This is a genomic window from Bacillus sp. D48C (assembly GCF_053345735.1).
The window spans coordinates 322,821-349,708 of sequence record NZ_JBKFAQ010000003.1 but is presented as its reverse complement, the minus strand read 5'-3'; the positions used below and the strand labels follow the sequence as shown (position 1 = coordinate 349,708).

At 36.8% G+C, this 26,888-nt stretch carries 25 protein-coding genes; 6 read left to right on the top strand and 19 right to left on the bottom strand.

The genetic code is table 11. The features are described from left to right. Positions 1 to 140: 140 nt before the first annotated feature. Positions 141 to 1,163 carry a YeiH family protein gene (locus ACLBXA_RS10550; RefSeq protein WP_000438423.1) on the bottom strand — a complete coding sequence of 341 codons (1,023 nt, stop codon included), beginning with the start codon at positions 1,161 to 1,163 and terminating at the stop codon, positions 141 to 143. Positions 1,164 to 1,314: 151 nt separating this feature from the next. On the opposite strand from ACLBXA_RS10550, the gene ACLBXA_RS10545 reads away from it, so the two are divergent. From ACLBXA_RS10545 to ACLBXA_RS10530, 4 genes are read left to right on the top strand one after another with little or no spacing between them, the layout of a single operon-like run. Continuing rightward, positions 1,315 to 2,208, top strand: coding sequence for a LysR family transcriptional regulator (locus ACLBXA_RS10545; RefSeq protein WP_001100016.1), 894 nt, complete (start codon positions 1,315 to 1,317; stop codon positions 2,206 to 2,208). A 51-nt stretch (positions 2,209 to 2,259) separates the two neighbouring features. Continuing rightward, positions 2,260 to 2,628, top strand: coding sequence for a MerR family transcriptional regulator (locus ACLBXA_RS10540; RefSeq protein WP_001219192.1), 369 nt, complete (start codon positions 2,260 to 2,262; stop codon positions 2,626 to 2,628). Positions 2,629 to 2,632: 4 nt separating this feature from the next. Beyond that, positions 2,633 to 3,178: a flavodoxin family protein gene (locus ACLBXA_RS10535; protein WP_000497589.1), complete on the top strand. Its 546-nt coding sequence runs from the start codon at positions 2,633 to 2,635 to the stop codon at positions 3,176 to 3,178. Positions 3,179 to 3,180: 2 nt separating this feature from the next. Then, the gene (locus tag ACLBXA_RS10530) at positions 3,181 to 3,540 is read left to right on the top strand and encodes a hypothetical protein (RefSeq protein ID WP_000186323.1); all 360 of its coding nucleotides are present in this window, start codon (positions 3,181 to 3,183) and stop codon (positions 3,538 to 3,540) included. Positions 3,541 to 3,656: 116 nt separating this feature from the next. On the opposite strand, the gene ACLBXA_RS10525 is transcribed toward ACLBXA_RS10530, so the two are convergent. From ACLBXA_RS10525 to ACLBXA_RS10450, 16 genes are all read right to left on the bottom strand, one after another. After that, positions 3,657 to 3,968: a heavy metal-binding domain-containing protein gene (locus ACLBXA_RS10525; protein ID WP_000637523.1), complete on the bottom strand. Its 312-nt coding sequence runs from the start codon at positions 3,966 to 3,968 to the stop codon at positions 3,657 to 3,659. 65 nt (positions 3,969 to 4,033) lie between these two features. Continuing rightward, the gene (locus ACLBXA_RS10520) at positions 4,034 to 5,749 is read right to left on the bottom strand and encodes an ABC transporter ATP-binding protein (RefSeq protein WP_000944607.1); all 1,716 of its coding nucleotides are present in this window, start codon (positions 5,747 to 5,749) and stop codon (positions 4,034 to 4,036) included. A gap of 225 nt (positions 5,750 to 5,974) precedes the next feature. Next, positions 5,975 to 7,177 carry a PDZ domain-containing protein gene (locus ACLBXA_RS10515; RefSeq protein ID WP_447617201.1) on the bottom strand — a complete coding sequence of 401 codons (1,203 nt, stop codon included), beginning with the start codon at positions 7,175 to 7,177 and terminating at the stop codon, positions 5,975 to 5,977. A gap of 91 nt (positions 7,178 to 7,268) precedes the next feature. Continuing rightward, complete coding sequence (locus ACLBXA_RS10510; protein ID WP_447617200.1) at positions 7,269 to 8,705, bottom strand: S41 family peptidase; 1,437 nt, start codon at positions 8,703 to 8,705, stop codon at positions 7,269 to 7,271. A 118-nt stretch (positions 8,706 to 8,823) separates the two neighbouring features. Then, the gene (gene ftsX, locus ACLBXA_RS10505) at positions 8,824 to 9,717 is read right to left on the bottom strand and encodes a permease-like cell division protein FtsX (RefSeq protein ID WP_000645028.1); all 894 of its coding nucleotides are present in this window, start codon (positions 9,715 to 9,717) and stop codon (positions 8,824 to 8,826) included. Next, complete coding sequence (gene ftsE / locus ACLBXA_RS10500) at positions 9,707 to 10,393, bottom strand: cell division ATP-binding protein FtsE (RefSeq protein ID WP_000594331.1); 687 nt, start codon at positions 10,391 to 10,393, stop codon at positions 9,707 to 9,709. Before ftsE ends, ftsX begins: the two co-directional genes overlap by 11 nt. Positions 10,394 to 10,677: 284 nt before the next feature. After that, the gene (gene cccB / locus ACLBXA_RS10495) at positions 10,678 to 11,001 is read right to left on the bottom strand and encodes a cytochrome c551 (RefSeq protein ID WP_000727971.1); all 324 of its coding nucleotides are present in this window, start codon (positions 10,999 to 11,001) and stop codon (positions 10,678 to 10,680) included. Between the two features lie 439 nt (positions 11,002 to 11,440). Next, a protein-coding gene (prfB, locus tag ACLBXA_RS10490) for a peptide chain release factor 2 (RefSeq protein WP_097807990.1) occupies positions 11,441 to 12,539 on the bottom strand; the annotation gives its coding sequence in 2 pieces (ribosomal slippage) (positions 11,441 to 12,466 and positions 12,468 to 12,539; 1,098 coding nt in all). Positions 12,540 to 12,683: 144 nt separating this feature from the next. Continuing rightward, positions 12,684 to 15,191 (bottom strand): preprotein translocase subunit SecA, encoded by a 2,508-nt coding sequence (gene secA, locus ACLBXA_RS10485; RefSeq protein WP_000579374.1) that lies wholly within the window; start codon positions 15,189 to 15,191, stop codon positions 12,684 to 12,686. A gap of 272 nt (positions 15,192 to 15,463) precedes the next feature. Further along, the gene (hpf, locus tag ACLBXA_RS10480; protein ID WP_000671187.1) at positions 15,464 to 16,006 is read right to left on the bottom strand and encodes a ribosome hibernation-promoting factor, HPF/YfiA family; all 543 of its coding nucleotides are present in this window, start codon (positions 16,004 to 16,006) and stop codon (positions 15,464 to 15,466) included. A gap of 321 nt (positions 16,007 to 16,327) precedes the next feature. Continuing rightward, a complete protein-coding gene (cspC, locus tag ACLBXA_RS10475) occupies positions 16,328 to 16,525 on the bottom strand; it encodes a cold shock protein CspC (RefSeq protein WP_001990088.1) in 198 nt (65 codons plus the stop codon). Between the two features lie 126 nt (positions 16,526 to 16,651). Further along, the gene (locus ACLBXA_RS10470) at positions 16,652 to 17,356 is read right to left on the bottom strand and encodes a ComF family protein (protein WP_042596636.1); all 705 of its coding nucleotides are present in this window, start codon (positions 17,354 to 17,356) and stop codon (positions 16,652 to 16,654) included. Next, positions 17,356 to 18,705 (bottom strand): ATP-dependent helicase ComFA, encoded by a 1,350-nt coding sequence (gene comFA, locus ACLBXA_RS10465; protein ID WP_002083580.1) that lies wholly within the window; start codon positions 18,703 to 18,705, stop codon positions 17,356 to 17,358. The genes ACLBXA_RS10470 and comFA overlap by 1 nt, the downstream gene beginning before the upstream one ends. A gap of 127 nt (positions 18,706 to 18,832) precedes the next feature. Then, a complete protein-coding gene (locus ACLBXA_RS10460; protein ID WP_000499488.1) occupies positions 18,833 to 20,263 on the bottom strand; it encodes a C40 family peptidase in 1,431 nt (476 codons plus the stop codon). 148 nt (positions 20,264 to 20,411) lie between these two features. Continuing rightward, positions 20,412 to 20,726, bottom strand: a complete 315-nt coding sequence (locus tag ACLBXA_RS10455; protein WP_000400856.1) for a winged helix-turn-helix transcriptional regulator — start codon at positions 20,724 to 20,726, stop codon at positions 20,412 to 20,414. Positions 20,727 to 20,898: 172 nt separating this feature from the next. Continuing rightward, positions 20,899 to 21,741 carry a DegV family protein gene (locus tag ACLBXA_RS10450; protein WP_000684725.1) on the bottom strand — a complete coding sequence of 281 codons (843 nt, stop codon included), beginning with the start codon at positions 21,739 to 21,741 and terminating at the stop codon, positions 20,899 to 20,901. 236 nt (positions 21,742 to 21,977) lie between these two features. Between ACLBXA_RS10450 and ACLBXA_RS10445 the strand changes: the two genes are divergently transcribed. Further along, a complete protein-coding gene (locus ACLBXA_RS10445) occupies positions 21,978 to 22,613 on the top strand; it encodes a YigZ family protein (RefSeq protein WP_000926669.1) in 636 nt (211 codons plus the stop codon). A gap of 82 nt (positions 22,614 to 22,695) precedes the next feature. Further along, positions 22,696 to 23,814, top strand: a complete 1,119-nt coding sequence (locus ACLBXA_RS10440; protein WP_000392803.1) for an LCP family protein — start codon at positions 22,696 to 22,698, stop codon at positions 23,812 to 23,814. A gap of 37 nt (positions 23,815 to 23,851) precedes the next feature. Here the strand turns inward: ACLBXA_RS10440 and wecB are convergent, their stop codons facing one another. Beyond that, positions 23,852 to 24,967 (bottom strand): non-hydrolyzing UDP-N-acetylglucosamine 2-epimerase, encoded by a 1,116-nt coding sequence (wecB, locus tag ACLBXA_RS10435; protein ID WP_000140145.1) that lies wholly within the window; start codon positions 24,965 to 24,967, stop codon positions 23,852 to 23,854. Positions 24,968 to 25,041: 74 nt separating this feature from the next. Next, entirely contained in the window at positions 25,042 to 26,367 is a 1,326-nt protein-coding gene (locus tag ACLBXA_RS10430) for a UDP-glucose dehydrogenase family protein (protein WP_000704926.1), read from the bottom strand. Between the last annotated feature and the right edge of the window lie 521 nt (positions 26,368 to 26,888).

Here is a 26,888-nt window from a genome sequence, read left to right as displayed (position 1 = left end):
TCACTAAACATCTACTCTAACAAAGTACAAGAGTAGTTCAATTTATATCAGCGTTTTTTTAATATATCGACATCGATAGCACTATAAGCATAAGAAAGAAGCTGTCCCAAAATATCTTTTGGAACAGCTTCTTCGTCCTACTACATAAATCCTAACGCATATACAAGAACGTATCCAAGAATAGAAAGGCAAACCGAGCCGATCAGCCCCGCCACGAATGCCTTACTTCCTAACTTACGGAACGTTTTAAACTCTACATTTAAACCAAGCCCCGCCATCGCCATTGCAATCAGCATGTAAGCAATGACAACAATGTAGCCGGCAACAACTTCTGGTATAACCCCGAGCGAATGCACTGCACTCATCGCTAAAAATCCGAAGATGAACCACGGAATTGGAAGATCGCGCCACGATTTTTTTTCCTCGCTACCTTCACTCTTACCAAACCATAATCCAATTAAAATCGCTACTGGCACAAGCATTGCAACGCGCGTTAATTTCACGATAACTGCGATGTCTACAGCCGTGCTTCCTCCTGGTGCCGCAGCTGCGATGACATGGGCGATCTCATGCAGCGTCGCACCTGAGAATACACCGTAACCGTATGGAGATAAACCAAGCACTGGATATAATAACGTATAAATAAGCGTAAATATAGTACCTAAAATTGCGATAATCGCTGCTCCAACTGCTGTTTCGTCATCTTTTGCTTTCACTTGCGGTGCAATTGCCACAACCGCGGCCGCGCCGCAAATTGCCGTACCGCATGCTGTTAAAATCCCAAGTTTCTTTTCTACTTTAAATACTTTCGTTAGTCCGTACACAACAAAAATAGTAAATGTAATAACAACCGCCGCGATGACCAATACTTTCGGCCCCGCCTTCGCAATATCAACAAGATTTAATCGCATTCCAAGTAAGATGATCCCAAAGCGCAGTAACTTCTTACTCGCAAAGTTCGTTCCTGCAATCGCATCATGAGGAACTCCAATTGCAGCGCGCCAAACCATCCCAATTAGAATAGCAATTACTAATTGTCCCATAATATTTAAAAATGGAAGCCCAGCTAAATATTTCGCGGCAATTGCGATTAATAATGTAATCCCAATTCCTTGCGAAAATCCAAAGCCCTTCTTCTTTTGTATAACAAGTGTTTGTTCCACCTTGTACCACCCCAATAATCGTATTGGAACATGCATGTTCTTTCTACTTACATTATAAGAGAGTTTCTATAATAAGTTTAATATCAATACCAAATCTCTATCATCAGAAATACTTATGATAAGATGATAGAAAAAGAAAGGAGCCCATTACATGAACGTAGACATTTTAAAAATATTTGTTACTGTCGTTGAACAGAAACACTTCTCACGTGCAGCAGAATTATTAAACCTTTCACAACCTGGCGTAAGTATGCATATACGCAACTTAGAAAACGAATTTGGCACTACTCTTATTCAGCGCTCCCCAAAGCACGTCCAAGTGACGGAGGCTGGAAACATACTATATATACATGCAAAGCAAATGCTCTCTCTTTACGAAGAAGCCAAACAAGAAATTAACGAATTACATAACGTTGTAACAGGAACTCTTCGCATCGGTGCTAGTTTCACAATTGGCGAATACTTACTTCCAAAAATACTGGCTAACTATGCGAATGAAAATCCACACGTCGAAGTTCATACCTTTATCTCAAATACAGAAGACGTTTTACAAAGTCTTCGCTCTAATCAAATCGATATCGGCTTAGTGGAAGGGCAAGTCGTATACGCCGACGTTGACGTTGAAACGTTTATGCAAGATGAAATGAAGCTCGTCGTCCCTCCAAATCATCCACTGCTCCGCACAAATGAAATAAATGAAAGTACACTCCAAGATCAAGTATGGGTATTAAGAGAAAGTGGTTCTGGTACACGCGCTTATAGTGACCGCTTTATTCATCAACACCATTTGAAAATGAAACGATTCTTTACATTTAGTAGTATCCAAAGCGTTAAGGAAGCAGTTAGTGCCGGACTTGGCATCGCTATACTTTCTGATTGGACTGTACGAAAAGAGCTACTGGCAAAAGAGCTATTCCACGTCGAAGTTCCAAATGAACAACTCATCCGTCCATTCTCCATCGTGCGCGGCAAATACTTCATCCCGTCTAAAGCCATTCAGGTGTTTTTAAATCATGTAGACTCTTTTGCGAAAAAACAGCATTGACCTTCACATTAGTGTGAAGGTTTACAATACATGTAAAAGGAGTGAAACACATTGCGAATTGGAGAATTATCAAAAGAAACTGGCGTTAGTGAAAGATCACTAAGACATTACGAAGAAAAGGGACTACTCCCTTCTAAGCGCCTCGCAAATGGCTACCGTGATTTTGATGAAAGTGCCATCGAAAAAGTGGAGCTTATTCAAATGTACTTACAAATTGGCTTAAATTTAGAAGAGACGGCAAGGATGCTGCGTTGCCTTGCAATTGAACCGCACCTATACGACAATCCGTGCAGCAGCATTCTTACGCTTTATGAAGATAAACTCAATGAAGTAACAAAGCAAATCTCATTGCTTTCCAACATTCAAACAAATTTGCAAAAACACGTTTCACTCCTAAAACAAGCAAAAGAAAAGGGATGATTACATGTTTGTTATACATGGCAGTTCAAGAAAAAACGGAAATACGGAAGCTTTAACACATATGATGATTGATGGAATTGAAACAGAACAAATTTATTTACGTGATCACACAGTCTATCCTATTACAGATAAGCGTCATGATGCAGAAGGATTCCAACCTGTAAATGATGATTATGAGCAGTTAACGAAACGCATGTTAGAGCACGACACAATTATCTTTGCTACACCGCTATACTGGTACGGAATGAGCGGACATATGAAAAACTTCGTCGATCGTTGGTCACAAAGCTTGCGCGATACATCTCTTCATTTCAAAGAAAAAATGAAAGGCAAAAAAATGTATGTTGTCATCGTTGGCGGAGACAATCCAAAACTGAAAGCATTGCCGCTTATCGCTCAGTTTCAATACATCTTTGATTTTGTTGGTTCATCATTTGAAGGATATATTATTGGGGATGCGAATGGACTAGATGAAATCCAAAACGATGCTGAGGCGCTGGCAAAAGCACAATTGTATAATAATAAATTCAAAAATAGCGAACAGAAATAAGTTTGACAAACTATTTAGACTTAGCGACGCAAGAAGAATTAGAAATTATGTTACAAGAATACCCTGGCACAATACTTTTCATTAGCCATGACCGTGCCTTTATTCGCTCTGTTGCAGACCATATTCTACAAGTAGATGAGAGTGAACCAAGAATATTCCATGGTAATTACGAGCAATACACAAAAAGAACAACCGGGGATTCTGTAAACGTTACTGAACAAGAATTATTACGATTACAAACAAAATTAACAGAAATCATCGGCCGAATTTCCATACCAAATCATCACGATGACATCACATCTCTCGAACAAGAATACGAAACATTATTAGTTCAAATCCGAAAATGTAAAGAAGCGCTCTAATGTCTTCCCTATATATCGACAAGGCCTTCCGCATTTCCCAAGAAATATTGGAACTTCGACACAGAATAGCATTAATAAAAGTGAAAAAACCGTGCATCAGCACGGCTTTTTCACTTTTATATACGGACAGCAGTCCCGCTCACCGCAACCATTAGCATTCCTTCGCGAACTACTTCGTAATCCACGTCGATACCAACAATTGCATTCGCATTTTTTTGTCTTGCGAAAGTTTTCATTTCTTCCATTGCGATGTCGCGCGCTTCTTTTAATTTACTTTCATAAGCACCCGCGCGACCGCCAACAACGTCACGAACAGAAGCGAAAAGGTCACGAACGATATTCGCGCCCATAATCGCTTCTCCATTGACGATATCGATGTACTCAATAATTTCTTTTCCTTGAATTGTAGACGTTGTTGTTACAATCATGCTTTATAGCCTCCCATATAAGATTTTCACTTACTTATGGTGCACTAATTCAGCAGAAATTATATTTATGAACTGAACTGAGCTTCGTATAATCGGCTGTATCCTCCGCCTTGCTCAATTAGTTCCTCATGCGAACCTTGTTCTGCAATACCATCTTTATTTACAACGACGATACGATCTGCATTTTTAATCGTTGCAAGCCTGTGAGCGATAACTAATGTTGTACGGCCGACAGATAGTTCTGCAAGCGATTTTTGAATCGCTAGTTCCGTCTCTGTATCTAATGCAGAAGTCGCTTCATCTAATATTAAAATTGGTGGGTTTTTCAAGAACATACGAGCAATCGCTAGACGCTGTTTCTGTCCACCAGAAAGTTTCACACCACGCTCACCGATAACGGTATCTAAACCGTCTGGTTGTGAGTAAATTAAGTCTTCTAACTGCGCACGTTTTACCGCCTGCCAAATTTCAGCTTCTGACGCCTTTAAATTTCCGTAAGCAATATTTTCACGAATCGTTCCTGAGAATAAGAACACATCTTGCTGCACAATTCCAATTTGTTTACGAAGTGAAGATAATGTCATATCTTTCGTATCAATACCATCAATTCGGATTGAACCAGACGATTGTTCATAAAAACGTGGGAGTAAACTACATAACGTTGTTTTTCCAGCTCCTGATGGTCCAACGAACGCAACCGTTTCACCTGCATGTATGTTCAAACTAATGTCATTTAAAATCGGTTCTTTATTTTCATATCCGAACGTAATGTTGTTATATTGAATATCACCATGTACATGTTTAACTTCCATCGCACCTTTAGAGTCTACAATATCTGGCTCTGTTTCAAGAAGCTCTACATATCTCTTAAAACCAGCGATCCCTTTCGGATAGCTTTCGATTACCGCATTAATTTTTTCAATTGGGCGGAAGAAAATATTCGTTAATAGAACGAATCCAATAAATCCACCGTACGTTAATTCACCTTGCAGAACAAACCATGTACCGCATATTAAGACGAAGAGTGTTACGAGACGCATGAGCATATAACTAATCGATGAATTTAATGCCATAATTTTATACGCCATTAATTTCGTTGTGCGGAAACGAGCGTTGTTAACAGCAAATTGCTCTTTCTCAAACTTTTCATTTCCAAATGCTTGTACTACGCGAATACCACCAACATTATTCTCAATACATGCATTGAAGTCAGCAACGTCTGAGAATAAACGTCTAAATGTACCTGTCATTTTTTTGTTGAAGTAAAGTGCTAACCATAATAAGAATGGAATGACGAAGAACGTTAATAGCGCTAACTTCCAGTTGATCATCATCATAAATGAAAATGCCCCAACTAAAGTCATAATAGCGATAAATAAATCTTCTGGTCCATGGTGAGCAATTTCCCCAATTTCCATTAAGTCGTTTGTAAGACGTGAAATTAAATGACCTGTTTTATTATTGTCAAAAAATCTAAATGATAGCTTTTGAATATGATCAAATAATTTCTGCCTCATATCCGTTTCAATGTTAACACCAAGCATATGTCCCCAATATGTAACAACATATTGTAAGCCTGCATTTAATATATACACTGCAAGTAAACCGAAACAAGCCCATAAAATAAGCGTCCAGTTTTGTCCTGGCAATAACTTATCAATAAATTGATTTACGATAAGCGGGAAGCCAAGTTCTAGTAATCCTGCGACAACCGCACAAGAAAAGTCGAGTATAAATAAACCTTTATACGGTTTATAGTAAGAAAAAAATTTACGCAGCATATCTTACCTCCATTTTCCAAAATTAAAAAGACTCTCTAAATGATAACCATTATCAAATAATTATTCAAGTTATCCGTCTATGAAACTAAAAATAAGATTTTTGGTATTTGTCATTTTTTCCAGAGAGTCGATATATTCAAATAATCGCCGATATAAATTTCATTTACTAACTACCCTCCCCCAAAACAAAAAAGGTACCACCACAAGGTGATACCATTCCTTCTATTACATCGCTTCCGAATCCCACTCATGCTCCTGCTCAACGAATACAATACCTAATTCGTGATGTCCACCAGCATATAATGCAGTTTGTGCAAGACGAAGCTCACCATTTGTATCTAATACTTCTAATTTACAAAATGCTCCTGTCGTCTTCGTTTGAAGCGCATCATAAAATTCCTCGGCGCTTTTTGGAATGACTCCATTTACTTTCGTAATAATTTCTCCAGGTAGTAATTTTAGCTCTGCTCCAATTGTATTTGGGATTGTATCTAGTACAACGAGCCCATCATTGCGTGCAGCAAAATACGCTGGTCTTGTTTCATCAGTAATTTTCTCTTGCATCGAAATTGTGAAACGCCCAAGCATTGCGACTCCCATCGCGATAATTGCAAGTACATGCCACCAGTAACTTGCGATTCCTAAAACGAGCACAAGTCCTGCTAACCCATAAACACGTCTTCCTGTAAATAATAAAGCTTCCGTCGGCTCATAACTTTTAATCTTTCTCATAAATCCAATTAAAAATGGAACGAGAAATAGAGAATATGTATTTGAACCTATTGAAACGACAGGCCACCATGAAATAAACTGCGTTACCGCATCACCCGGTACAAGAATAAAAATAGGAACGATCCATAAACGCTTTGATTCGTGTAAACCAATCTTTAATCCACGCTTCCCCTTCCTAATCTTCGGTGTAGAATATCCTACTGCGTTTTTAGAAATCAATAAGCCTTCTACAATAAGCATAACGCCTAGCAAAATAGCAAGGGATACAATGGTATTCTCTTCACCTTCTCGAAGCTGTAAGAAGGAAACTGGTAGCTTAGAAGATAATAGAACACATACAATCGCAATGCTAAATGTATAAGCCGCTGATAAATATCGATACATAGCCGTTAATCCAAATAGTAATGTCCAAATTAAAATGGCCCATAAGCTTGCTTTAGAAACAACAAGTCCAAGCCCAATCGTAATAATAGATACTACTAATCCGTATCCAATCCCTACAAATAGAGAGGTTCGCAGTTCAAACCAAATATCATAAACTTTAAAAGAAAAATCTTTTCGTTCTCTTAACATACGTAAGTATCCAACGAAGATACTACTTATTACAAATATATAGACAGCAGGGTGTAAGAAAAAACGTCCAACTGCCCGCATTATTTCAAAAATCCAAGACTCCACGAACTCATTCACCACCATTTATATCATTCTTTCTTTTTATATTATCATAACTAAACAAACGTTTGTTTAACACAAAAAAATACAGGCAGCAAACTGCCTGTATTTCTTCTTATTTTGCCATTAATTTTAATGCTGACTGTAATTGTAGATCATTTTCTCCAGAACGGATTTTTTCGATAATTTTAGTTTGAATCGCTTCAGCTGTCTTTATATCAAGCTGTCCTGTCGCTTCCATTTCATTCGCATTTTGGAATGCTTTCAGCGCTGATTCTGTCTCTTTACTAAAGTATCCATCTTCACGACCTGGTACATATCCTAAGCTCTTAAGCATTTCTTGAGCATGTTTTACTTGTACATCATTTGAATTGTATGAAAGTGTTTTTTCAATTTGAATTGGTGTCGCATGATAATAATTTGGTTGCTTCACTTCTACTGTTGGCGCGATTCCTTTTTTATGAATCCAGTTCCCATCCGGTGTTAACCATTTAAACATCGTTAATTTAATGTTGCTGCCGTCTTTAAATGGAACAGCTTGCTGGACAGTACCTTTACCAAATGTCTTTTCACCAATTAAATCGTATCCTTCTCCTTCTTTCAGTGCACCAGCTAAAATCTCTGAAGCAGAAGCACTTCCATTATCAATTAATACTGAAATTGGATATGGTTTTCTCTCTTTCAGTTCCGTAGAGAATTTCTTCTTCTCACCATTTCGCTGCTCTACTTGTAGCATCGGCTTTTTATTCGTCATAATTTCTCCCAGTATATCTTCTACACTATTTAAATAACCACCAGGATTACCACGCACGTCAATAACTAAGCCTTTTATATTTTTCTTCTCTAACTCTTTTAACTGATCCTTAAATTCCTTCGCTGTATTTTCAGCAAAAGAAGTGATTTGCATATAACCGATATCTCTTCCGCTCTCTTGCTTCACAGAACTAAACACTGTAAAGATCGGAATTTTTTCACGCTTAATTTTAAATACAATCGGATCAGTTACTCCCGCACGTTTAATTTCAATTGCGACAGTCGTTCCTTTTTTACCACGGATCTTTAATACTGCTTCTTCACGTGATAAGTCTTTCACACTGTTTCCATCTACAGATAAAATTTGGTCATTCGGTTTAATTCCTATCTTTTCTGCTGGTGAACCTTTAATTGGTGATACGATAATAAGCTTATCGTCCGTTTTGTTCACCTCAGCCCCAATCCCCTCTAATTCAGGATCAAGCGATTCACTAAACTGTTTGGCTGTTTCTTTATCCATATACGTGGAATAAGGGTCCTTCAGCGTAGACAACATGCCTTGTATTGCACCTTCAACTAACTTTTCATCTTTCACGTCTTCCACATAACGTGAATCAATTAGTGCATACGCCTCATTAATTTTTGCCAAATTCCCTTGCGCAGTGCTAGCATTCCCACTCGAAATTGTTTGCGTTACTTCTGCTGGGTTAACCCCAAATACAGACATGCCTGCAAACATTCCGCCAGCACCAATTAAAAATGCAACAACCATTCCAATAATTGCAACTCTACGTTTCAATGCGGAATTCCCCTTTCCAAAACACACAGGTGGTGTAGCAAAAGGCATCACACAGTGTGTGATGCCTTTACCTATTTCTACTATATGATAAGCTTGTACGAATTATGTTTGCAACTTTTTATACTTTTAAGAAACGACGAATTGACATTACACTTCCCCACATACCAATTAACGCACCGATTAACACTAGTAAACCAGCTAATTGGAATACGAAAGGACTGTATGGTAGAAGCTCGAAAATTGTTCCGCCAAGTTTTTCGTTAAACACACCTTGCAACGAATTATACGTAACTAGAATTAGGCCAATTGGAATAATTGATCCTAATACTCCTAAGAATAACCCCTCTAGCAAAAATGGCCAACGAATGAACCAGTTTGTTGCACCAACAAGTTTCATAATTTCAATTTCTGTACTACGAGCATAAATTGTAATTTTAATTGTGTTAGAGATTAAGAACATTGCTGTGAATAAAAGACCAGCAATTAACGCAATCCCAATGTTACGACCAGTTTTTACAGTATCAAATAATCGTTCAACTTGCCCTTTTCCGTACTGAACATTACTGACAAACTGCATTTTTTCAACCTTCTTCGCGATTGTCGCTGTATCTGTTGGTTCTTTTGCTTTTACAACGAATACGTTTTTAAGTGGGTTATCTTGTTCAAATAACTCAAACGTTTTTCCGCTATCACCTAAGCTTTTAATTAAACGTTTTAACTCTTCTTCTTTAGAAGAATATTTAATAGAATCTACTTTTGCAATCTTACTCATATCTTCTTCTAATTTCTTTTGATCAGCTTCTTTCGCAGCTGGATCAATGTGTACACGAATCTCTACATCTTGCTCTACTTTCGTCGCAAAATGGTTCATATTCATAATCGCTGTTAAAAAGACACCTACAAGTAATAATGTAACTGTTACTGCACTAACAGAAGCAAATGTCATCCATCCGTTACGTGATAGATTCTTTACACCTTCTCGCAAATGTCGACTAAGGGTCTTAGCCTTCATATCCGTATCCTCCCTCAATCTCGTCTCGAACAATTTTTCCGCCTTCAATCGCGATTACACGATGACGGATTGTATTTACGATATCTGCATTATGCGTCGCCATAACAATTGTTGTACCACGCTCATTAATGCGAGTAAAAATCTTCATAATATCAAGAGCTGTTTCAATATCTAAGTTACCTGTTGGCTCATCGGCAATTACAACCTTTGGTCGATTTACAATCGCTCTTGCAATAGCCACACGTTGTTGCTCTCCACCTGAAAGTTCACTTGGAATTGCATCTGCACGATCTTCAAGACCTACAAGACCTAAAACCTCTGTTACACGCTCACGAATTGCATCTGGTTCTTCTTCAATTACTTCTAAAGCAAACGAAACATTCTCATATACCGTTAATTTAGGTAGTAATTTAAAATCTTGGAAAATTACGCCTAATTGACGACGAAAATATGGAACATCTCTTTCTGCCAATGTTTCAATAACAAGTCCATTTACATTAATTGATCCTGTAGATGGCTTCTCTTCACGATACATCATTTTAATAAATGTAGATTTTCCGGCTCCACTCGGTCCAACTACGTATACGAACTCACCTTGTTTAATGTTAACTGTAAGACCAGCAATGGCTTTCATACCATTCGGGTACTCCTTATAAACATTCGTCATTTTTATCATTATTTATCACCCAATACTTAATGATTTTTTTCGAAATACTTTTCTGTACATCTGAAAATAAAAGACATCCTTCATTTTCACTTAGTCATCCTTGTTGAAGGTAGTTTACTTATGCTTTCTCATAAGCAATACCACTCTATGTAATATATTTCAGCAAAATTCTACAAACCCCATTGTAACATCAAACGGTTTCCAGTTCGGATACATTTTTGTTACAGTTATGTTACATAAATGAAAAGGAAAACGAGTTGACCTATATTATCAACTCGTCCAGTTCACCTTTTTTATTTATGTTCAGCTAACCATTCAGATACTTTTTTCGCATCTTCACCTTGAATAAGTCCTGGTGACATTGAACCGCGGCCTTTTTTAATAATCTCTTCGATATCTGCAGCGTCGTACTTACCGCCTACTTTTCTTAAATCAGGTCCAGTTGCCCCTGATAAATCTGTCGCGTGACATCCAGCACAACTTCTTTGGAAAATTTGTTCTGCGCTGTCTGTGCTTGCAGACTGTTTCGAAGACTTACTCTCTTCTTTATTTCCGCATGCTCCTAAAGCAAAAACAACCGATGTCCCTAGCGCAATAGCCAACAATTTCTTTTTCACTTCTATCGCTCCCCATTGTTGATATTCTTTTTATTCCTAACACACTCATTTTCATTATAAGCATTATCTTTATATAGAAAAACTAAGGTGTATTTCATATTCCTCAAAAATACAGTGAGAACCTTGATAAAATAAAGCTTTCATAAGTTGTTTCAATTCTGTGAACAGCTTAAAAAACTTCTATAAAGAATCCTTTTTAAAAGGAAAATTAGAAATGTTCTATATAAATCTTTACCCTATTATCGCTCTATTTTACTATTCTCTACTTTTTACAAAACAATATACACCATTGTAATCTACATATAATCCCATCAAAAAGAGAAGTTGTCGTTTCCAACTTCTCTTCCTCTTTACTTCATCTATAAAAATAAAATCAAATTCTTTATATCCTCTATATCCTCAGCGTGGGCCAACAATTTAGTTGGCTTTTTTTCACTTATTAGATGCGAGAACGTAAGTAGGCATCAATAAATGGATCAATCTCTCCATCCATAACTGCTTGTACGTTACCAACCTCCGTATTTGTACGGTGGTCTTTTACAAGAGAATACGGGTGGAATACGTAAGAACGGATTTGGCTACCCCATCCGATTTCTTTTTGTTCCCCGCGGATTTCATCTAATTGTGCCTGTTGCTCTTCTAGTTTCTTTTGATATAATTTCGCTTTTAACATCTTCATCGCATGCTCACGGTTTTTAATTTGAGAACGTTCCGACTGACACGTTACAACTGTATTTGTCGGTGTATGTGTAATACGAACTGCTGAATCTGTCGTATTAACGTGCTGCCCACCCGCTCCACTTGCGCGGTACGTATCAATTTTTAAATCTTCTGTACGTACTTCGATTTCAACTTCATCATTGAACTCTGGTACAACTTCACAAGATACGAACGACGTATGACGACGACCTGAAGAATCAAATGGTGAAATACGTACAAGACGATGTACACCTTTCTCTGCTTTTAAGTAACCGTAAGCGTTATGACCTTTAATTAATAAAGTTACACTCTTAATACCAGCTTCATCACCTGGTAAATAGTCAACCGTTTCTACTTTAAATCCACGTTTTTCAGCCCAACGTGTATACATACGTAATAACATAGAACCCCAGTCTTGTGACTCAGTTCCACCTGCACCTGGATGTAATTCTAAAATTGCATTATTTTTATCATAAGGATCACTTAATAGTAACTGAAGCTCATACTCATTCATTTCTTGAATTAAGCCTTTTACTTCTGACTCTAATTCCTCATGTAAATCTTCATCGTATTCTTCTTTTAAAAGCTCATGCGTTACTTCTAAATTTTCGAACGTTTCATCTAATTGACGGAAACTTCCAACCATATCTTTTAACGCATTCGCTTCATTAATTACAGCTTGCGCGCCTTGTTGGTCATCCCAAAATCCTGCGCTCATCATTTTTTCTTCTAATTCTGCAATTTGTTTCTCCTTAGTAGGAAGGTCAAAGAGACCCCCTAAAAGCCGCTAATCGCTTAGCCATTTTCTCTAATTCCTGTCTAATTTCTACTAATTCCATTTCCTTCACCTCTATGTAATTGCTGTTACTTTCGTATGAAAACAAGGGAAACTCTCTCCACTTATTACGGAGAGAGTTTAACCCTTCTTAATTATACATTTTTGATATAAAAGTTTGCAAAGCAGCCAAAGCTACCGCCCTATATTACTGAACAATACCACAGCAGTTTTTATATTTTTTACCGCTACCACATTTACATAAATCGTTGCGGCCCACTTGGTCACCTTTTACAACTGGCTTTTTCTTCGCTTCTTCGCCGTCGCTAGATGGATGAACAGCTTCACCTTGAACAACTTCTTGACGTTCTAAGTTTTGTTCAATTTCAGCTTTCATAATGTAACGAGAAATTTCCTCCTCAATAGAAGCAACCATTGACTCGAACATCGCGAATCCTTCCATTTGGTACTCACGAAGTGGATCAATTTGACCGTAAGCACGTAAATGAATACCTTCACGAAGGTGATCCATCGCATCAATATGCTCTGTCCATTTCGTATCTACAACGCGGAATACAACAACCTTCTCAAACTCACGCATTTGCTCTTCTGGCATAAGCTTTTCTTTGTCATTATAACGCTCTATTAATTTCGCGATAATCGGTTCGCTCATTTCCTCAGGAGCAAGGCGACGTAATTCTTCTTCTTTTACGTCTCCTTCTTGAAGAAGGTTTGTATTTAAGTAGTCAACAAGACCTTTAATGTTCCAATCTTCTTCAATTTCCTCTTGTGTGTGAAGCGCAACAGCACGTTCTACTGTAGATTTCATCATACCTTCAATAATGCCACGTAAGTTTTCCGATTCCATTACTTCTTGACGTTGCTTATAAATAACTTCACGTTGCTGACGAAGTACATCATCGTATTGTAATAACTGCTTACGTGCATCATAGTTATTTCCTTCAACACGTTTTTGTGCAGACTCTACCGCACGAGAAACCATTTTACTTTCAATTGGCTGAGAATCATCCATACCAAGACGATCCATCATTGCTTTCATATTATCTGAACCAAATCGGCGCATTAATTCATCTTCCATTGATAAGTAGAACTGCGTCACACCAGGGTCCCCTTGACGACCAGCACGACCACGTAACTGATTATCAATACGACGGCTTTCATGACGTTCTGTACCGATAACTGCTAGACCGAAGATTTTCACATCGTCTCCAAGCTTAATATCTGTACCACGACCAGCCATATTCGTTGCAATCGTTACAGCACCTTTCATACCAGCTTCTGCAATGATATCTGCTTCACGCGCATGGTTTTTCGCATTTAAAATGTTATGACGTACACCTTTACGTGTTAACATTTTTGAAATAAGCTCTGAAGTTTCAATTGCAACTGTACCTACAAGAACAGGTTGCCCTTGTTTATGACGATTTACAATATCCTCAACAACAGCATTGAACTTACCTTCCATTGATTTAAAGATTAAATCAGCACGATCATCACGAATAATCGGTTTGTTTGTTGGAATTACAATAACGTTCATATTGTAAATGTTACGGAATTCCTCTTCCTCTGTTTTCGCTGTACCAGTCATACCAGATAATTTTTCATACATACGGAAGTAGTTCTGGAATGTAATTGTCGCAAGTGTCATACTTTCATTTTGAATTTCTACACCTTCTTTTGCTTCAATTGCTTGGTGTAATCCTTCGCTATAACGACGACCTTTCATAAGACGACCAGTGAATTGGTCTACAATTACGATTTCGCCTTCTTGTACAACATAATCTGTATCACGGTGCATAACAACGTGTGCACGAAGCCCCTGATTAATATGGTGAAGAAGTGCTACATGTTTTAAATCGAATAAGTTTTCAATATGGAAAGCTTTCTCTGCTTTCGTAATACCATCTTCTGTTAACATTACATTTTTCGTTTTCACATCAAATGAATACTCTTTTTCATTTTCTAACGTACGAACGAATGCATTTGCAAACATGTATAGCTCTGTTGATTTTTGAGCTTGTCCCGAAATAATAAGCGGCGTACGTGCTTCATCGACTAAAATAGAATCGACTTCATCGATAATAGCAAAATGAAGTGGACGTTGAACGCACTGCTCTTTATATAAAACCATGTTGTCACGTAAGTAATCGAATCCAAGCTCATTATTTGTGCTATACGTAATATCAGCAGCATAAGCCTCTTGTTTCTCTTCGCGTGACATACTATTTAAGTTAATTCCTACCGTTAAGCCAAGGAACTCATGAAGTTGTCCCATTTCGTTCGCATCACGTTGTGCTAAGTATTCATTGACTGTAACAACGTGAACACCTTTTCCTGTTAAAGCATTTAAATATACAGGTAATGTAGATGTTAACGTTTTACCTTCACCCGTTTTCATCTCAGAAATATTCCCTTCATGTAAGGCAATACCACCCATTAACTGTACGCCATATGGACGCATTCCAAGAACACGAGTTGCCGCCTCGCGAACAACTGCAAAAGCTTCAGGTAGTAGATCATCTACTGTTTCACCTTTTGTTAGACGTTCTTTAAATTCAAGCGTCTTTCCTTTTAATTGTTCATCAGTTAGTGGCTTAATAGATGACTCTAATGCATCAATTTGCTCAACTGTCTTTTGCATACGTTTAATTTGGCGTTGGTTTACATCAAACACCTTTTTTAAAATACCGATCATAGGAAATACGCTCCTCTTTTATTAAAATAAAACTTCCGATTGTTTTTCTTTTTCTCTATTACAATCAGTCGTTGTAAAAATCAAATGTATGTTATGCCAATTTTTCTCCTAATTAAAAAACTAAAATGTATATACCTAATGATAATTGTAACACTTGTCTTATAACTATGACAACAATCGGCCGAATGTCTCGTTCTAAATTAAGAAAAGTTTTTTAAAAATCTATTTTCAGCAAAAAAAGCGCAGCCTCATTCGGCTGCGCTTTTGAATTATTATTTAGTTTCGATTAAACCATATTTCCCATCTTTACGGCCGTATACAACATTAGTTTCATTTGTATCAGCATTTGTGAAGACGAAGAAATTATGTCCTAGCATATCCATTTGTAGAATCGCTTCTTCAACGTCCATCGGTTTTAAATCGAATCGTTTTGTACGTACAAGTTCTAATTCATCCTCTTCTACCTCATCCATAACAGCTACTGCTTCTGGAAGGATAAAGTTTGTTTTCATAGAACCTTTCTCACGTAACTTACGATTTACTTTTGTTTTATGTTTACGAATTTGTCGCTCAATTTTATCAACTACTAAATCGATAGCAGCGTACATATCGCTATTAGTTTCTTCTGCACGAAGTAATAAATCAGTAAATGGTATTGTTACCTCGACACGTTGCTTGTCAGAGTATACTTTTAAATTAACTTTAATCTCTGGGAATGTATCAAAATAACGTTCTAACTTACTTAGTTTTTTCTCTACATATTCCTTTAATGCTGGAGTTACTTCAATATTTTCACCACGAATGTTGAATTTCATAGATGAATTCCTCCTTTCAAGCCTATGTACTATAATTTCGACACTGGCTTAAAAACTCCTTCTAACTTTTTTAAAAAAATTAGTGGAATTGCGATTTTTTTATCGTTTTTTGTTGAAATGAAAAGATGCATCGTTTCTATCTTTATTTTATCCTATTAACATCGTGAATAACGAATATAACTGTGGCCAATTCGTTACAGAAAAGAAACAACTTTTTGACAACTTACCCTATAACAAAAAACCCCTTGCGAAAAACAAGAGGTTCTACCATATATATAACGTTGCCACAAATGCAGCTTTCTCTTCCCAAAAACAATATTCCTACAGTTTTACAACATTAGCTGCTTGTGGTCCACGTGCTCCATCTACAATGTCAAACTCTACTTGTTGCCCTTCTTCTAATGACTTATACCCATCTTGTTGAATAGCAGAAAAATGGACAAATACATCGTCACCATCTTCGCGCTCAATAAATCCAAATCCCTTTTCTGCATTGAACCATTTCACTCGTCCTTGCATGTTCATTCCATTCCCTTCACTCTAAAAATCAGGGCATTCGCCCCATATTTTGACTATAACGAATGACAACATATGAAGTCAAAGAAGACTTATCGCCTTTTTATTATCCCTTTCGACACTGCCATATTAACTTCTACAAAGTGTCAAACTAGATACTTCCCTTGCCCCTCTTTCATATAACAAACTTCCGATTTGCCTAACTGTAATTCCTGTCGTATACACGTCATCAACGAGTAAAATATGTTGCCCACAAAACATCTCTTCTCCCTGAAAATAAAAAGGATTGCTTCCTGACACCCTTTCTTTACGCGTCTTCTTACTTTGCTTTTCTGTTTCTCGCCGTCTTAAGGAAAAATCAGAAATACGGACAGGCAAACAAGTTGCTAATAACTCTGCTTGATTAAAGCCACGTTCAACTTCCCTTTCCTTACTAAGCGGAACAGCGATAACGGTTGAAACATCAGCAAAATACTTTTGAAATAAACTTCGAAAAGGACGATAAAAAATGCGCACTAACTCTGCATCACCCCGAAACTTAAACTGTGCTACTATTTCTTTCATCTCATTATCGTACATGTATAACGAACGGTTTTTAAAAGGACGATACTTCTCCTCATTCATCCACCTTATACAATCTATGCAAATACCGTCTTCTTGAAATGAGGCAGGAACAAATTCTAAAGGTCGGCCGCACTCCATGCAAATTTCTCCTATAATATAGGAAAGTTTCTGCTCACATCTATCACATATATATTTTCTATGACACTTTACAAAAAAAGTGTACCAACTAACCTTTTCTACAAAACACTCATCACAAAGTAAACAATGCATTAATCGATCAATCCTTGTTCTTTGGCATTTTTATTCATACCTTGAATATGTTTTTTCGCGCGCACCATCGCCTCTGTCTTACCATAGTGAAAATAAATGACCTCTCCATACGGTGCTTCAAAGCTCCGCCCTGCTCGGCCCGCAATTTGTACGAGTGCACTTTCTGAGAATATTTCTTCTTCAGCCCCTAAAACCGCTACTTGCAAATTTTTCACCGTTACGCCTCGCTCTAAAATTGTCGTTGTAACTAATAATGGGATTTCTCCTTTTCTGAAAGCCGCTACTTTTTCTTTTCTCCCCGGATCTTCTGCATGTACACCTTCAATTCGCTTGTTTAATGATTTTAACAACAGGCTTATCTCTTCTATATATCGCACATGGGGGACAAATAAAAAAATAGGATGTTTTTTATTTAAGTATGTTTGTAACCACTGTAGTAAAACTCGAGGAATTCTTTTATGAATGAGGCTTTTTTTCCAATTCCCGCACCAACAAAATAAAGGAACTGGCAAAGGATGACGGTGATATCGTCCAGAAACAATAACACCTTTTTGTTCACCTTTTCTAAATTTTCGCTTCCACGTTTCATCTGGAGTCGCAGTTAAATAAATACGCGCCGCCCTTTCTTTCATCGCTTGTTTTACCGCGTACTGTAACATTTGATCTGCACAATATGGAAAAGCATCTATCTCATCTACAACCATGACATGAAACGCCCTATAATAACGCAATAATTGATGCGTGGTCGCAACGACTAGTACTGCATCTTTTTCTTTATCCACACTCCCTCCATATAAAGCCGCTACCTTTATATATGGAAATACTTCTTGTAATCTCGGTGCTAATTCCAGAACAACATCCGTTCTCGGCGTTGCGATACAAACTCTTTCTCCTTTTTGAAGCGCTTCGTTAATACCGTAAAACAACATCTCTGTTTTCCCAGCCCCGCATACAGCCCAAATAAAAAATGATTCTTTTTGCTTAATAGCCTCTACAACACCTTGTGCCGCCAAATTCTGACCAGTAGACAACTTCCCGTTCCACTGTAACAAGTTTAATTTCTTTTCTCTCTTTCTTTCAGCAATCCCGCGAACAAGTACAGCACATTCACTTACCCTCCCCATCGTTATACACTTCCGGCAATATGTGCACACTTTACTGCACCTTCTACATAAAAACGACGCAAATAGCCGCTGATCTACATTTCCGCAGCGTTGGCACATATATTTAGAATTCTTCTTTTTTACACCTTGTACACATATGACCTCTCCCTTCCTTTTCAAATCATTTAATTCCCTCTGTAAATCTGAAGAAAGTTCGTCTAATAGCAACTGTTTCCCCGCCAGCATCAACAATCACCTCCAGCACTACTATAAACCCTTCTTCAAATCCCGTAAAAACTCAAAAAAGCCGATAACCTACTTATAAAATAGTAAGCTATCGACTTTATACACGTTTTTTATTCTTTTATAGATCCTAGAATCGACCGTAACCTAAGAAATGTTTTTGGTTATATGAGCTGTTAATATCACCGTACGCAATTCCTTTATCACTAGCATGGATCATTTGGCCATTACCAACGTAAATACCGATGTGAGATGGACCATCTTTATAAGTGTTTTGGAAGAACACTAAGTCTCCCGGCTGTGGACTACTTATTTTAGAAACTGAGTTCCAGTAACCCCTAACATCTTGACGACCTACACCAAAAATGTAAGAAATGAATCCACTACAATCAAAACCACCGTTTGATGGAGATGCACTTCCCCAAACATATGGCTTACCCAAATATTGCTTAGCTTTACCAATTACGCCAGTATCCGGTGGAGTTGGTGCTGGGTTTTGCTCTGGTGTTTTCTTTTCTGCTTTAGGTGCCTCTTTTTTAGGTTCTTCCTTTTTAGGTTCTTCTTTTTTAGGCTCTTCTTTTTGAGCTTGTCCACCATTGTTTGCTGGTGCAGCTTGCTCTGCAGGTGCTTGTGCTGGCTGAGCTTGCGCAGCTTTAGCAGCTTGCTCTGCTTGTTTTTGAGCAGCAGCTTCTTGTGCAGCTTTTGCTTGTGCTTCTTCTTCTGCAATACGTTGTAATTGTAACGCTTGTTTCTCAAGCTCTTTTAATTGGCTTTCCGTACTTGTCATTGTAGTTACAACTGTATCCATTTTACCGCTTAAATCGTTTACCGCTGTTGCTTTTTTCTCTTTTTCAGCGTCAAGTTCTTTCTTAGCAGTTTCAATTTGAGCTTGTGCTTCTTTTAATTCTTTTTGTTTCTCTTTTACCGTTGCAACATCTTTTTTCACACTAGCTTGATCTTCTTGCTGTGTTTTCATGATATCTTCATCAGACTCAAGAATTTTAGAAACAGAAGTTAAACGATCAACTAAATCTGCAACGTTTTTAGAGTTTACAAGAACTTCTGTTACAACGTTCGTATTTGGTTGTTCTTGAAGTGCAACTAAACGCTTTCTTAATAACTCTTCACGTTTTGCAATCTTTGTTTGTAATTCTGCAATATCTTTATTTTTCTTTTCAATTAATTGCTCAGTATCAGAAACTTTTTTCGTTGTTTCATCAAGTTTTGCAGCATTCTCTTGAACAGACTTATCTAAACCTTGAATTGTTTTGTTTAAGTCATTCATTTGTTTTTGTAATTCATCACGTTCTTGTTGTTGTTTATGTAAAGTGTCATTTTGTGTATTAATTTGTGATTTCACGTCAGAAATTTTATCTTCTGCAAATACATTTGGTGTTAGTCCTGAAAACATTAACCCTGCAACTAATGCGCAAGATGCCATTTTTAGCTTTTTCATTTTATTTTTTACACCGCTTTCTTTTTTCTTTTTCCGTATATAACCTATAAAATTTATACCATAATTCGGGATTTTTTTTGCTAATGTTACGTTTTTGTAAAACAAATGTAATATTATTTGTAGCTCTAGCGCAAAATTCGTATATTTTTGTATGTATGTGTAGAAATTTATATACTTTTCTCACTTCTGTGAACAAAGAAAAAACGTAAGGAATCCCTTACGTTTTATTAAATATACGAATACAAATGAAATGCTACTTCATCCATTTCTCAGCCCAATTTTGGACCTCATCCATAACACTTTCTAACGCTTTTCCCTTGTCAGTTAAGCCATACTCGATTCGAACTGGTACTTCTGGATAAACATCACGAACTACAATGCCCTCGCTTTCCAATTCCTTCAAACGCTCTGACAACATACGATCGCTCATATTTGGGATGATATCTGCGATTTCTCTAAAACGTTTCGACTCTTCAAGCAAAGATTTAATAATTAAGCCAGTCCATTTCTTACTAAGCAAAGTAAAAGCTGACTCAAACTTTGGACATAAACAAGAATTATGCTCCATATGTTTCACCTCTCTTCTATTATAATATAGTTTCTTGTAAAAAGTAAGTTATAAAACTTTCCTCATTATTTTATTTTACGTACATTTTACCATTTCCAAATATTAACTTGTCAACTAAACGTAACATACCCGTAAAAAAACCCTCTTAAAAAGAGAGCTTTTTATATCTTTATTACTTCGTATACCATCCAAGACCTAATGCACCTTCACCTAAGTGCGTACCAATTACAGCTCCAAAATAACCTGTACGAATTGTGACGTGAGGATATTTTGCTTCTAATTCTTTCTTCCATTCATTCGCTTCCTCTTCACGTTGCGCATGAATGATAACTGCTTCCATAGGTACACCTTTACTTGCTTGCTCATCAAAAATTTCAATGATACGTTTTAATGCTTTTTTACGTGTACGAATCTTTTCAAACGGAATAATGATCTTATCTCTAAAATATAAAACTGGCTTCACTTGTAACAGACTGCCGATGAAAGCTTGCGCGCTATTTAATCGACCACCACGTTGCAAATGATGTAAATCATCAACTACAAAATAGGCGTCCATCGTTTTCTTCATTTCATCAAAACGAGCGATAATCTCTTTTGGATTCTTTCCTTCACTTGCTAACTTTGCACCTTCACGCACATAAAATCCTTGTACTTCACAACTAATTTCAGAGTCATACGTATATACATCAATACCCTCTACCATCTGTCCAGCTGTTGTTGATGTTTGATATGTACCACTAATTCCACTTGATAGGTGAATACTAATAACTGCATCATAATCTTTAGCTAGTTCTTCATATAGCTCAACAAACTTTCCGATTGCTGGTTGAGAAGTTTTTGGAAGTTCCTCTTGTTCACGTACTTTCACATAAAAATCATCTGCTGAAATTTCAGCTTCTTCTTGATAAGATTCTGTTCCAAACACAACGTTTAATGGAATCATATATATATTGAGTTCATCACGAATTTGCTTCGGTATATATGCTGTACTATCAGTAACAATAGCTATTTTCATTTTCGTACCTGCCTTATAAAAAGTTTTATTTCCTAATTTTACACGAAAACTACAAATGGTGCATCCATACAGGGAAATGCCGGTTGAAATTATACTCACCATCTCGACAAATTACAACAAAAAGATAAAATAATCACCAAAAACTTCAACGTATTTAGAAAAAATGTTTGAATATAAAAAGCCTCGCTTTTAAAATGGAAAGTACTAGTCATTTTGATAGATAGGGGCGTATACAAGTGCTATTACAATATTTAACAATCAAAGACTACGGCGAACACGAAATCGTCATTCAAAAATCAAGATTTATTTGTTATATTAGCCGAGCAACGACTGAGGAAGAGGCTCAAGAATTTATACAAAAAATAAAAAAACAACATTGGAATGCAACACATAATTGTTCCGCTTATTTAATTGGCGAACAAGATCATATTCAAAAAGCAAATGATGACGGCGAGCCTAGCGGTACAGCTGGCGTACCAATGCTAGAAGTACTTAAAAAACGTGGACTAAAAGATACCGTTGTTGTCGTAACACGCTATTTTGGTGGCATTAAACTTGGCGCAGGTGGATTAATTCGTGCATATGGAAAGTGTACAAGCGAAGGCATTAATCATGTCGGTGTTGTCCAGCGAAAACTAATGCGTGTGATGCAAACCGAGATTGATTACACATTACTTGGCAAAGTGGAAAATGAATTACGCAATTCAAAATATGCCATTAAAGATATACATTATCTAGAAAATGTCACATTTGATACGTATGTTGAAGAAGACGGCAAACAAGCCTTTACAGATTGGATGATTGAATTAACAAACGGGAAATGTACAATTACAGAAGGAGATATGTTGTACTTAGAACAAGATGTTATCTAAGCATAACTCTTTTATCACCTTTAAAGATTAATGTAGTGAATTACTTCCCTACAAATGAACTAACGAACTAAGGAGATTATATATGGAAGAACGTTATTATCATCTCCAAAATAGCAGAATAAAAAAGAAACGAAGAAGGAAACTTTTCTTCTTCCTTATTTTCGCATTTTTATTTGGCAGTATAGGAGTTTATGTGTTAAATTCTTACTCTTCTCTTATGGGGATGTATAGTGGTTTTACTCGTGAAAAATCGGATTTAAGAAACAAAGATGTAGAAATTACAAAGGAACCTTTTACAATTCTCATTATGGGTATAGAAGATTATGCGACAGACGGTCAAAATGGTCGTACAGACTCATTAATGTTTGCAACAGTCAACCCGAAAACGCAAAAGATTTCACTTATGAGTATTCCTCGTGATTCTCGAGTTACAATTGTTGGTAAAAATAAAGAAGACAAAATTAACGCTGCCCATGCTTACGGCGGAGAAGAAATGGCAATCAAAACTGTCGAAGGCTTTCTAAAAGTTCCTGTAGACCATTATCTTAAAATTGATTTCCAAGGCTTTAAAGGTATCGTTGATGCTGTTGGCGGTGTTACTGTTGACGTACCCTTCGATTTCTGGGAGCGCTCTGACGTGGATTACTACAAAAAAATTCAATTTAAGCAAGGACAGCAAAACTTAAACGGTGAAGAAGCACTTGCTTACGTCCGTATGCGAAAGCAAGATCCAAATGGCGATTATGGTCGAGCTGCTAGACAAAGACAATTACTGGCCGCTGTTGCTCATAAACTAAACTCCACATCTACTGTATTTAAAATTAAAGATTTAACGGCTGTCGTTGGAAAATATATAAAAACCGACATTCCTATTTCAGACGGACTTGCTCTTTACAATAAAATTTCTGGATTTGATCCTTCTACAATGCAAACGTTAAAGCTTGAAGGCGAAGACAAAAAGGTAGGCGGTATTTATTACTTCCTTCCAGATCCAATCAGTGTAGAAACGGTGCGTAACGAAATTGAAAAAGAATTAGGAGAAAAAGCAAAAAATCCAACTACAAAAAACAACTCAAATCCTGATTCAAATTCAAGTTCTAACGAACAAACAAAAAAAGAAACAAACCAAAATAAAACACCAACTGATCCGCCACCTTCTACAAATGCTCATGCAGAGTGGATTATGCGCAATCAGCCATAACAAAAAGGCCCAATCTATCCGATTGGGCCTTTTTTATTTACTTATTAAAGTGTTGTAAAATTGCTTCTACAATACGCTCTGATGCACGACCATCACCGTAAGGATTAGATGCTTTCGCCATCTTATCATGAGCTTCTTTATCTGATAACAACTCATCAGCAAGACCAAAGATTGTCTCTTCGTCTGTTCCTGCTAATTTCAGCGTACCTGCTTCAATACCTTCAGGGCGCTCTGTTGTATCACGAAGAACAAGAACTGGTACCCCAAGTGATGGAGCTTCTTCTTGTACACCACCAGAATCCGTTAACATTAAGTATGAACGAGCTGCAACATTGTGGAAATCAATTACATCTAGCGGCTCAATTAAATGAATACGGTTATGTTCACCTAAAATTTCATTTGCTATTTCACGAACAACAGGGTTCATATGAACAGGGTACACAACTTGTACATCTTCATGCTTATCAACAAGACGCTTAATTGCACGGAACATATTACGCATCGGTTCACCTAAGTTTTCACGACGGTGAGCTGTCATAAGTACAAGACGATCATTTCCAAGTTTCTCTAGTACAGGATGACTATATGTTTCTTTTACAGTCGTTTGTAGCGCGTCAATCGCTGTATTTCCTGTGATGAAAATACGTGACTCATCTTTATTTTCCTTCTGTAAGTTCGTTGCTGATTTTGCTGTTGGTGAGAAATGAAGATCCGCCATTACACCTGTTAATTGACGATTCATCTCTTCTGGGTATGGAGAATACTTATCCCACGTACGAAGGCCCGCCTCAACATGACCTACTGGAATTTGATTATAAAAAGCAGCTAAGCTTGCAATAAATGTTGTTGTTGTATCACCATGTACAAGTACAATATCCGGCTTCGCTTCTTTCATTACTTTATCCAAACCTTCTAAGCCACGCGTTGTAACATCAATTAAAGTTTGGCGGTCTTTCATGATATTTAAATCGAAATCTGGCGTAATTCCAAAGATACTTAATACTTGGTCTAACATTTGGCGATGTTGTGCTGTTACAGTCACAATCGATTCAATTTTTTCTGGGTGTTTTTGCAACTCTAATACAAGAGGTGCCATTTTAATTGCTTCTGGACGTGTCCCGAAAATTGTCATTACTTTTAAACGTTCAGTCATGTGATTGCCTCTTTTCTTTCACTAATTACAGCTTCTATTATGACATATAAAAATATGTATGAGTACATCCCTTTTTAACGCATAACAGAAACTTTTCTATTACAAATACTTTTTCTTCCCACCGAGTAATAATCTATCTTTTGTTTCTTAACATCTTCATCAGTATAACAATTTCTCCCATCAAATAAAATAGGCTCCCTCATAAGTTGTACGTACTTTTCTAACGGATAAGTTTGAATATCTTCCCATTCTGTTACGATAAAAACCGCACTCGCATCTCTAATCGATTCATCTATACATCTACTATATTGTATAGCATCTCCAAATATATTTTTCACATATTGAATTGCTTTTGGGTCGTAAAGAACAATATCTGCACCTATATTAATTAATGCTTCTATTATAATAAGAGATGATGCCTCTCTAATATCATCCGTATTCGGTTTAAAGGATGCGCCAAGAACTGCAATCCGCTTTTTATTCATGTTCATGACTTTTTTCGCTTTTTCAATCAATAGCAGTTGTTGCTTATTATTTACTTCAATAACCGCTTTTAACAAACGAAAATCATGAGCAACATTTCCCGCAATTTGCACCAGCGCTTTCGTATCTTTTGGAAAACATGATCCCCCGTATCCAATACCTGCATTTAAAAAAGATGCACCGATCCTCTTATCCATTCCCATCCCTTTAGCAACATCCAATACATTTGCGCCTACCTTCTCACATATATTTGAAATTTCATTAATGAAACTAATCTTTGTAGCTAAAAAGGCATTCGACGCGTATTTAATCATCTCTGCACTTTTAATATCTGTAACATACGTTTCTAAGCGTAATTCGCTATACAAACTCTTTACTCTTCTTGCTACTTCCTCACTATCTGCTCCAATTACAATACGATCTCCATGAAAGAAATCATAAATACCTGAACCTTCACGCAAAAACTCTGGATTCGATACGATATGTAATGTATATCTCCCCTTTAACTCCTCCTCAATCCATCCTTTCATTACATCATTTGTACCTACTGGAACTGTACTTTTCGTAACAACAATAATATCGTTCGTCGCATATACTCCAATATCATTACAAGCACTCTGAATATATGTTAAATCCGCCGTCCCATCTAATAAAGGTGGTGTTCCAACTGCAATAAATATAAACTCTACATCCTCAAACGCCTCTTCTTTATTTGATGTGAAAGTTAAAGCATTATTCTCATATGCATGATTTATTAATTCATGTAATCTAACCTCATAAATAGGTAAATCCCCTTGTTTTATCCGTTCAATTTTCTCATCATCTATATCAAAACATGTAACTGAATGCCCCAACTTTGCCAATCCTACTCCTGTAATCAATCCAACATATCCAGTACCTACTATCGTAATTTTCATTTCCTTTTCGCACAGGAATATACAATAGAAAAGATATGAAATATAGAATTCTCCCTGCGCTTCCCCCTCTCACATTAAAAATGAGAAAACTCTTTTCCTTTTTCATTATATGAATTACTTCCCTCATTCTTTTTAAAGTTTTTGTAAAATTAAATGCACTATAATATAAAGTGAAACTTAATCATTGGGAATCCAGTTACCAGCTCACTCCAGATAAATTCCCACATTTTAACACGAGACTTACTCATTTCTACGTGTAACACTTATAATACTGAACTAAAAGTATTCACTATCGAAGAAAAAGAGGAAATGTCATATTCCAAAGTCCAGTACGATTAACCTTCTTATATGATTCAATATTCTATATACAATTGTCATATATTCTATCCGCTTCCATTAACCGTAAAAAGAAAAAAAGATTGAATTCTAATCTTTTTGTGATACCATATGTTATGAGCCTGTAAATAAACATCATAATTTTCAGATAAATATATTTCCAAAAAAAAATTACGTTAGACTAT

Excerpts from the sequence above, each read along its gene's own strand:
- ACLBXA_RS10545 (WP_001100016.1), top strand. The coding sequence starts at position 1,315 with ATGAACGTAGACATTTTAAAAATATTTGTTACTGTCGTTGAACAGAAA.
- ACLBXA_RS10535 (WP_000497589.1), top strand. The coding sequence starts at position 2,633 with ATGTTTGTTATACATGGCAGTTCAAGAAAAAACGGAAATACGGAAGCT.
- ACLBXA_RS10525 (WP_000637523.1), bottom strand. The coding sequence starts at position 3,968 with ATGATTGTAACAACAACGTCTACAATTCAAGGAAAAGAAATTATTGAG.
- ACLBXA_RS10520 (WP_000944607.1), bottom strand. The coding sequence starts at position 5,749 with ATGCTGCGTAAATTTTTTTCTTACTATAAACCGTATAAAGGTTTATTT.
- ACLBXA_RS10515 (WP_447617201.1), bottom strand. The coding sequence starts at position 7,177 with ATGGTGGTGAATGAGTTCGTGGAGTCTTGGATTTTTGAAATAATGCGG.
- ftsX (WP_000645028.1), bottom strand. The coding sequence starts at position 9,717 with ATGAAGGCTAAGACCCTTAGTCGACATTTGCGAGAAGGTGTAAAGAAT.
- ftsE (WP_000594331.1), bottom strand. The coding sequence starts at position 10,393 with ATGATAAAAATGACGAATGTTTATAAGGAGTACCCGAATGGTATGAAA.
- secA (WP_000579374.1), bottom strand. The coding sequence starts at position 15,191 with ATGATCGGTATTTTAAAAAAGGTGTTTGATGTAAACCAACGCCAAATT.
- hpf (WP_000671187.1), bottom strand. The coding sequence starts at position 16,006 with ATGAAATTCAACATTCGTGGTGAAAATATTGAAGTAACTCCAGCATTA.
- cspC (WP_001990088.1), bottom strand. The coding sequence starts at position 16,525 with ATGCAAGGACGAGTGAAATGGTTCAATGCAGAAAAGGGATTTGGATTT.
- ACLBXA_RS10470 (WP_042596636.1), bottom strand. The coding sequence starts at position 17,356 with ATGCATTGTTTACTTTGTGATGAGTGTTTTGTAGAAAAGGTTAGTTGG.
- comFA (WP_002083580.1), bottom strand. The coding sequence starts at position 18,705 with ATGCTGGCGGGGAAACAGTTGCTATTAGACGAACTTTCTTCAGATTTA.
- ACLBXA_RS10455 (WP_000400856.1), bottom strand. The coding sequence starts at position 20,726 with ATGGAGCATAATTCTTGTTTATGTCCAAAGTTTGAGTCAGCTTTTACT.
- ACLBXA_RS10450 (WP_000684725.1), bottom strand. The coding sequence starts at position 21,741 with ATGAAAATAGCTATTGTTACTGATAGTACAGCATATATACCGAAGCAA.
- ACLBXA_RS10440 (WP_000392803.1), top strand. The coding sequence starts at position 22,696 with ATGGAAGAACGTTATTATCATCTCCAAAATAGCAGAATAAAAAAGAAA.
- wecB (WP_000140145.1), bottom strand. The coding sequence starts at position 24,967 with ATGACTGAACGTTTAAAAGTAATGACAATTTTCGGGACACGTCCAGAA.
- ACLBXA_RS10430 (WP_000704926.1), bottom strand. The coding sequence starts at position 26,367 with ATGAAAATTACGATAGTAGGTACTGGATATGTTGGATTGATTACAGGA.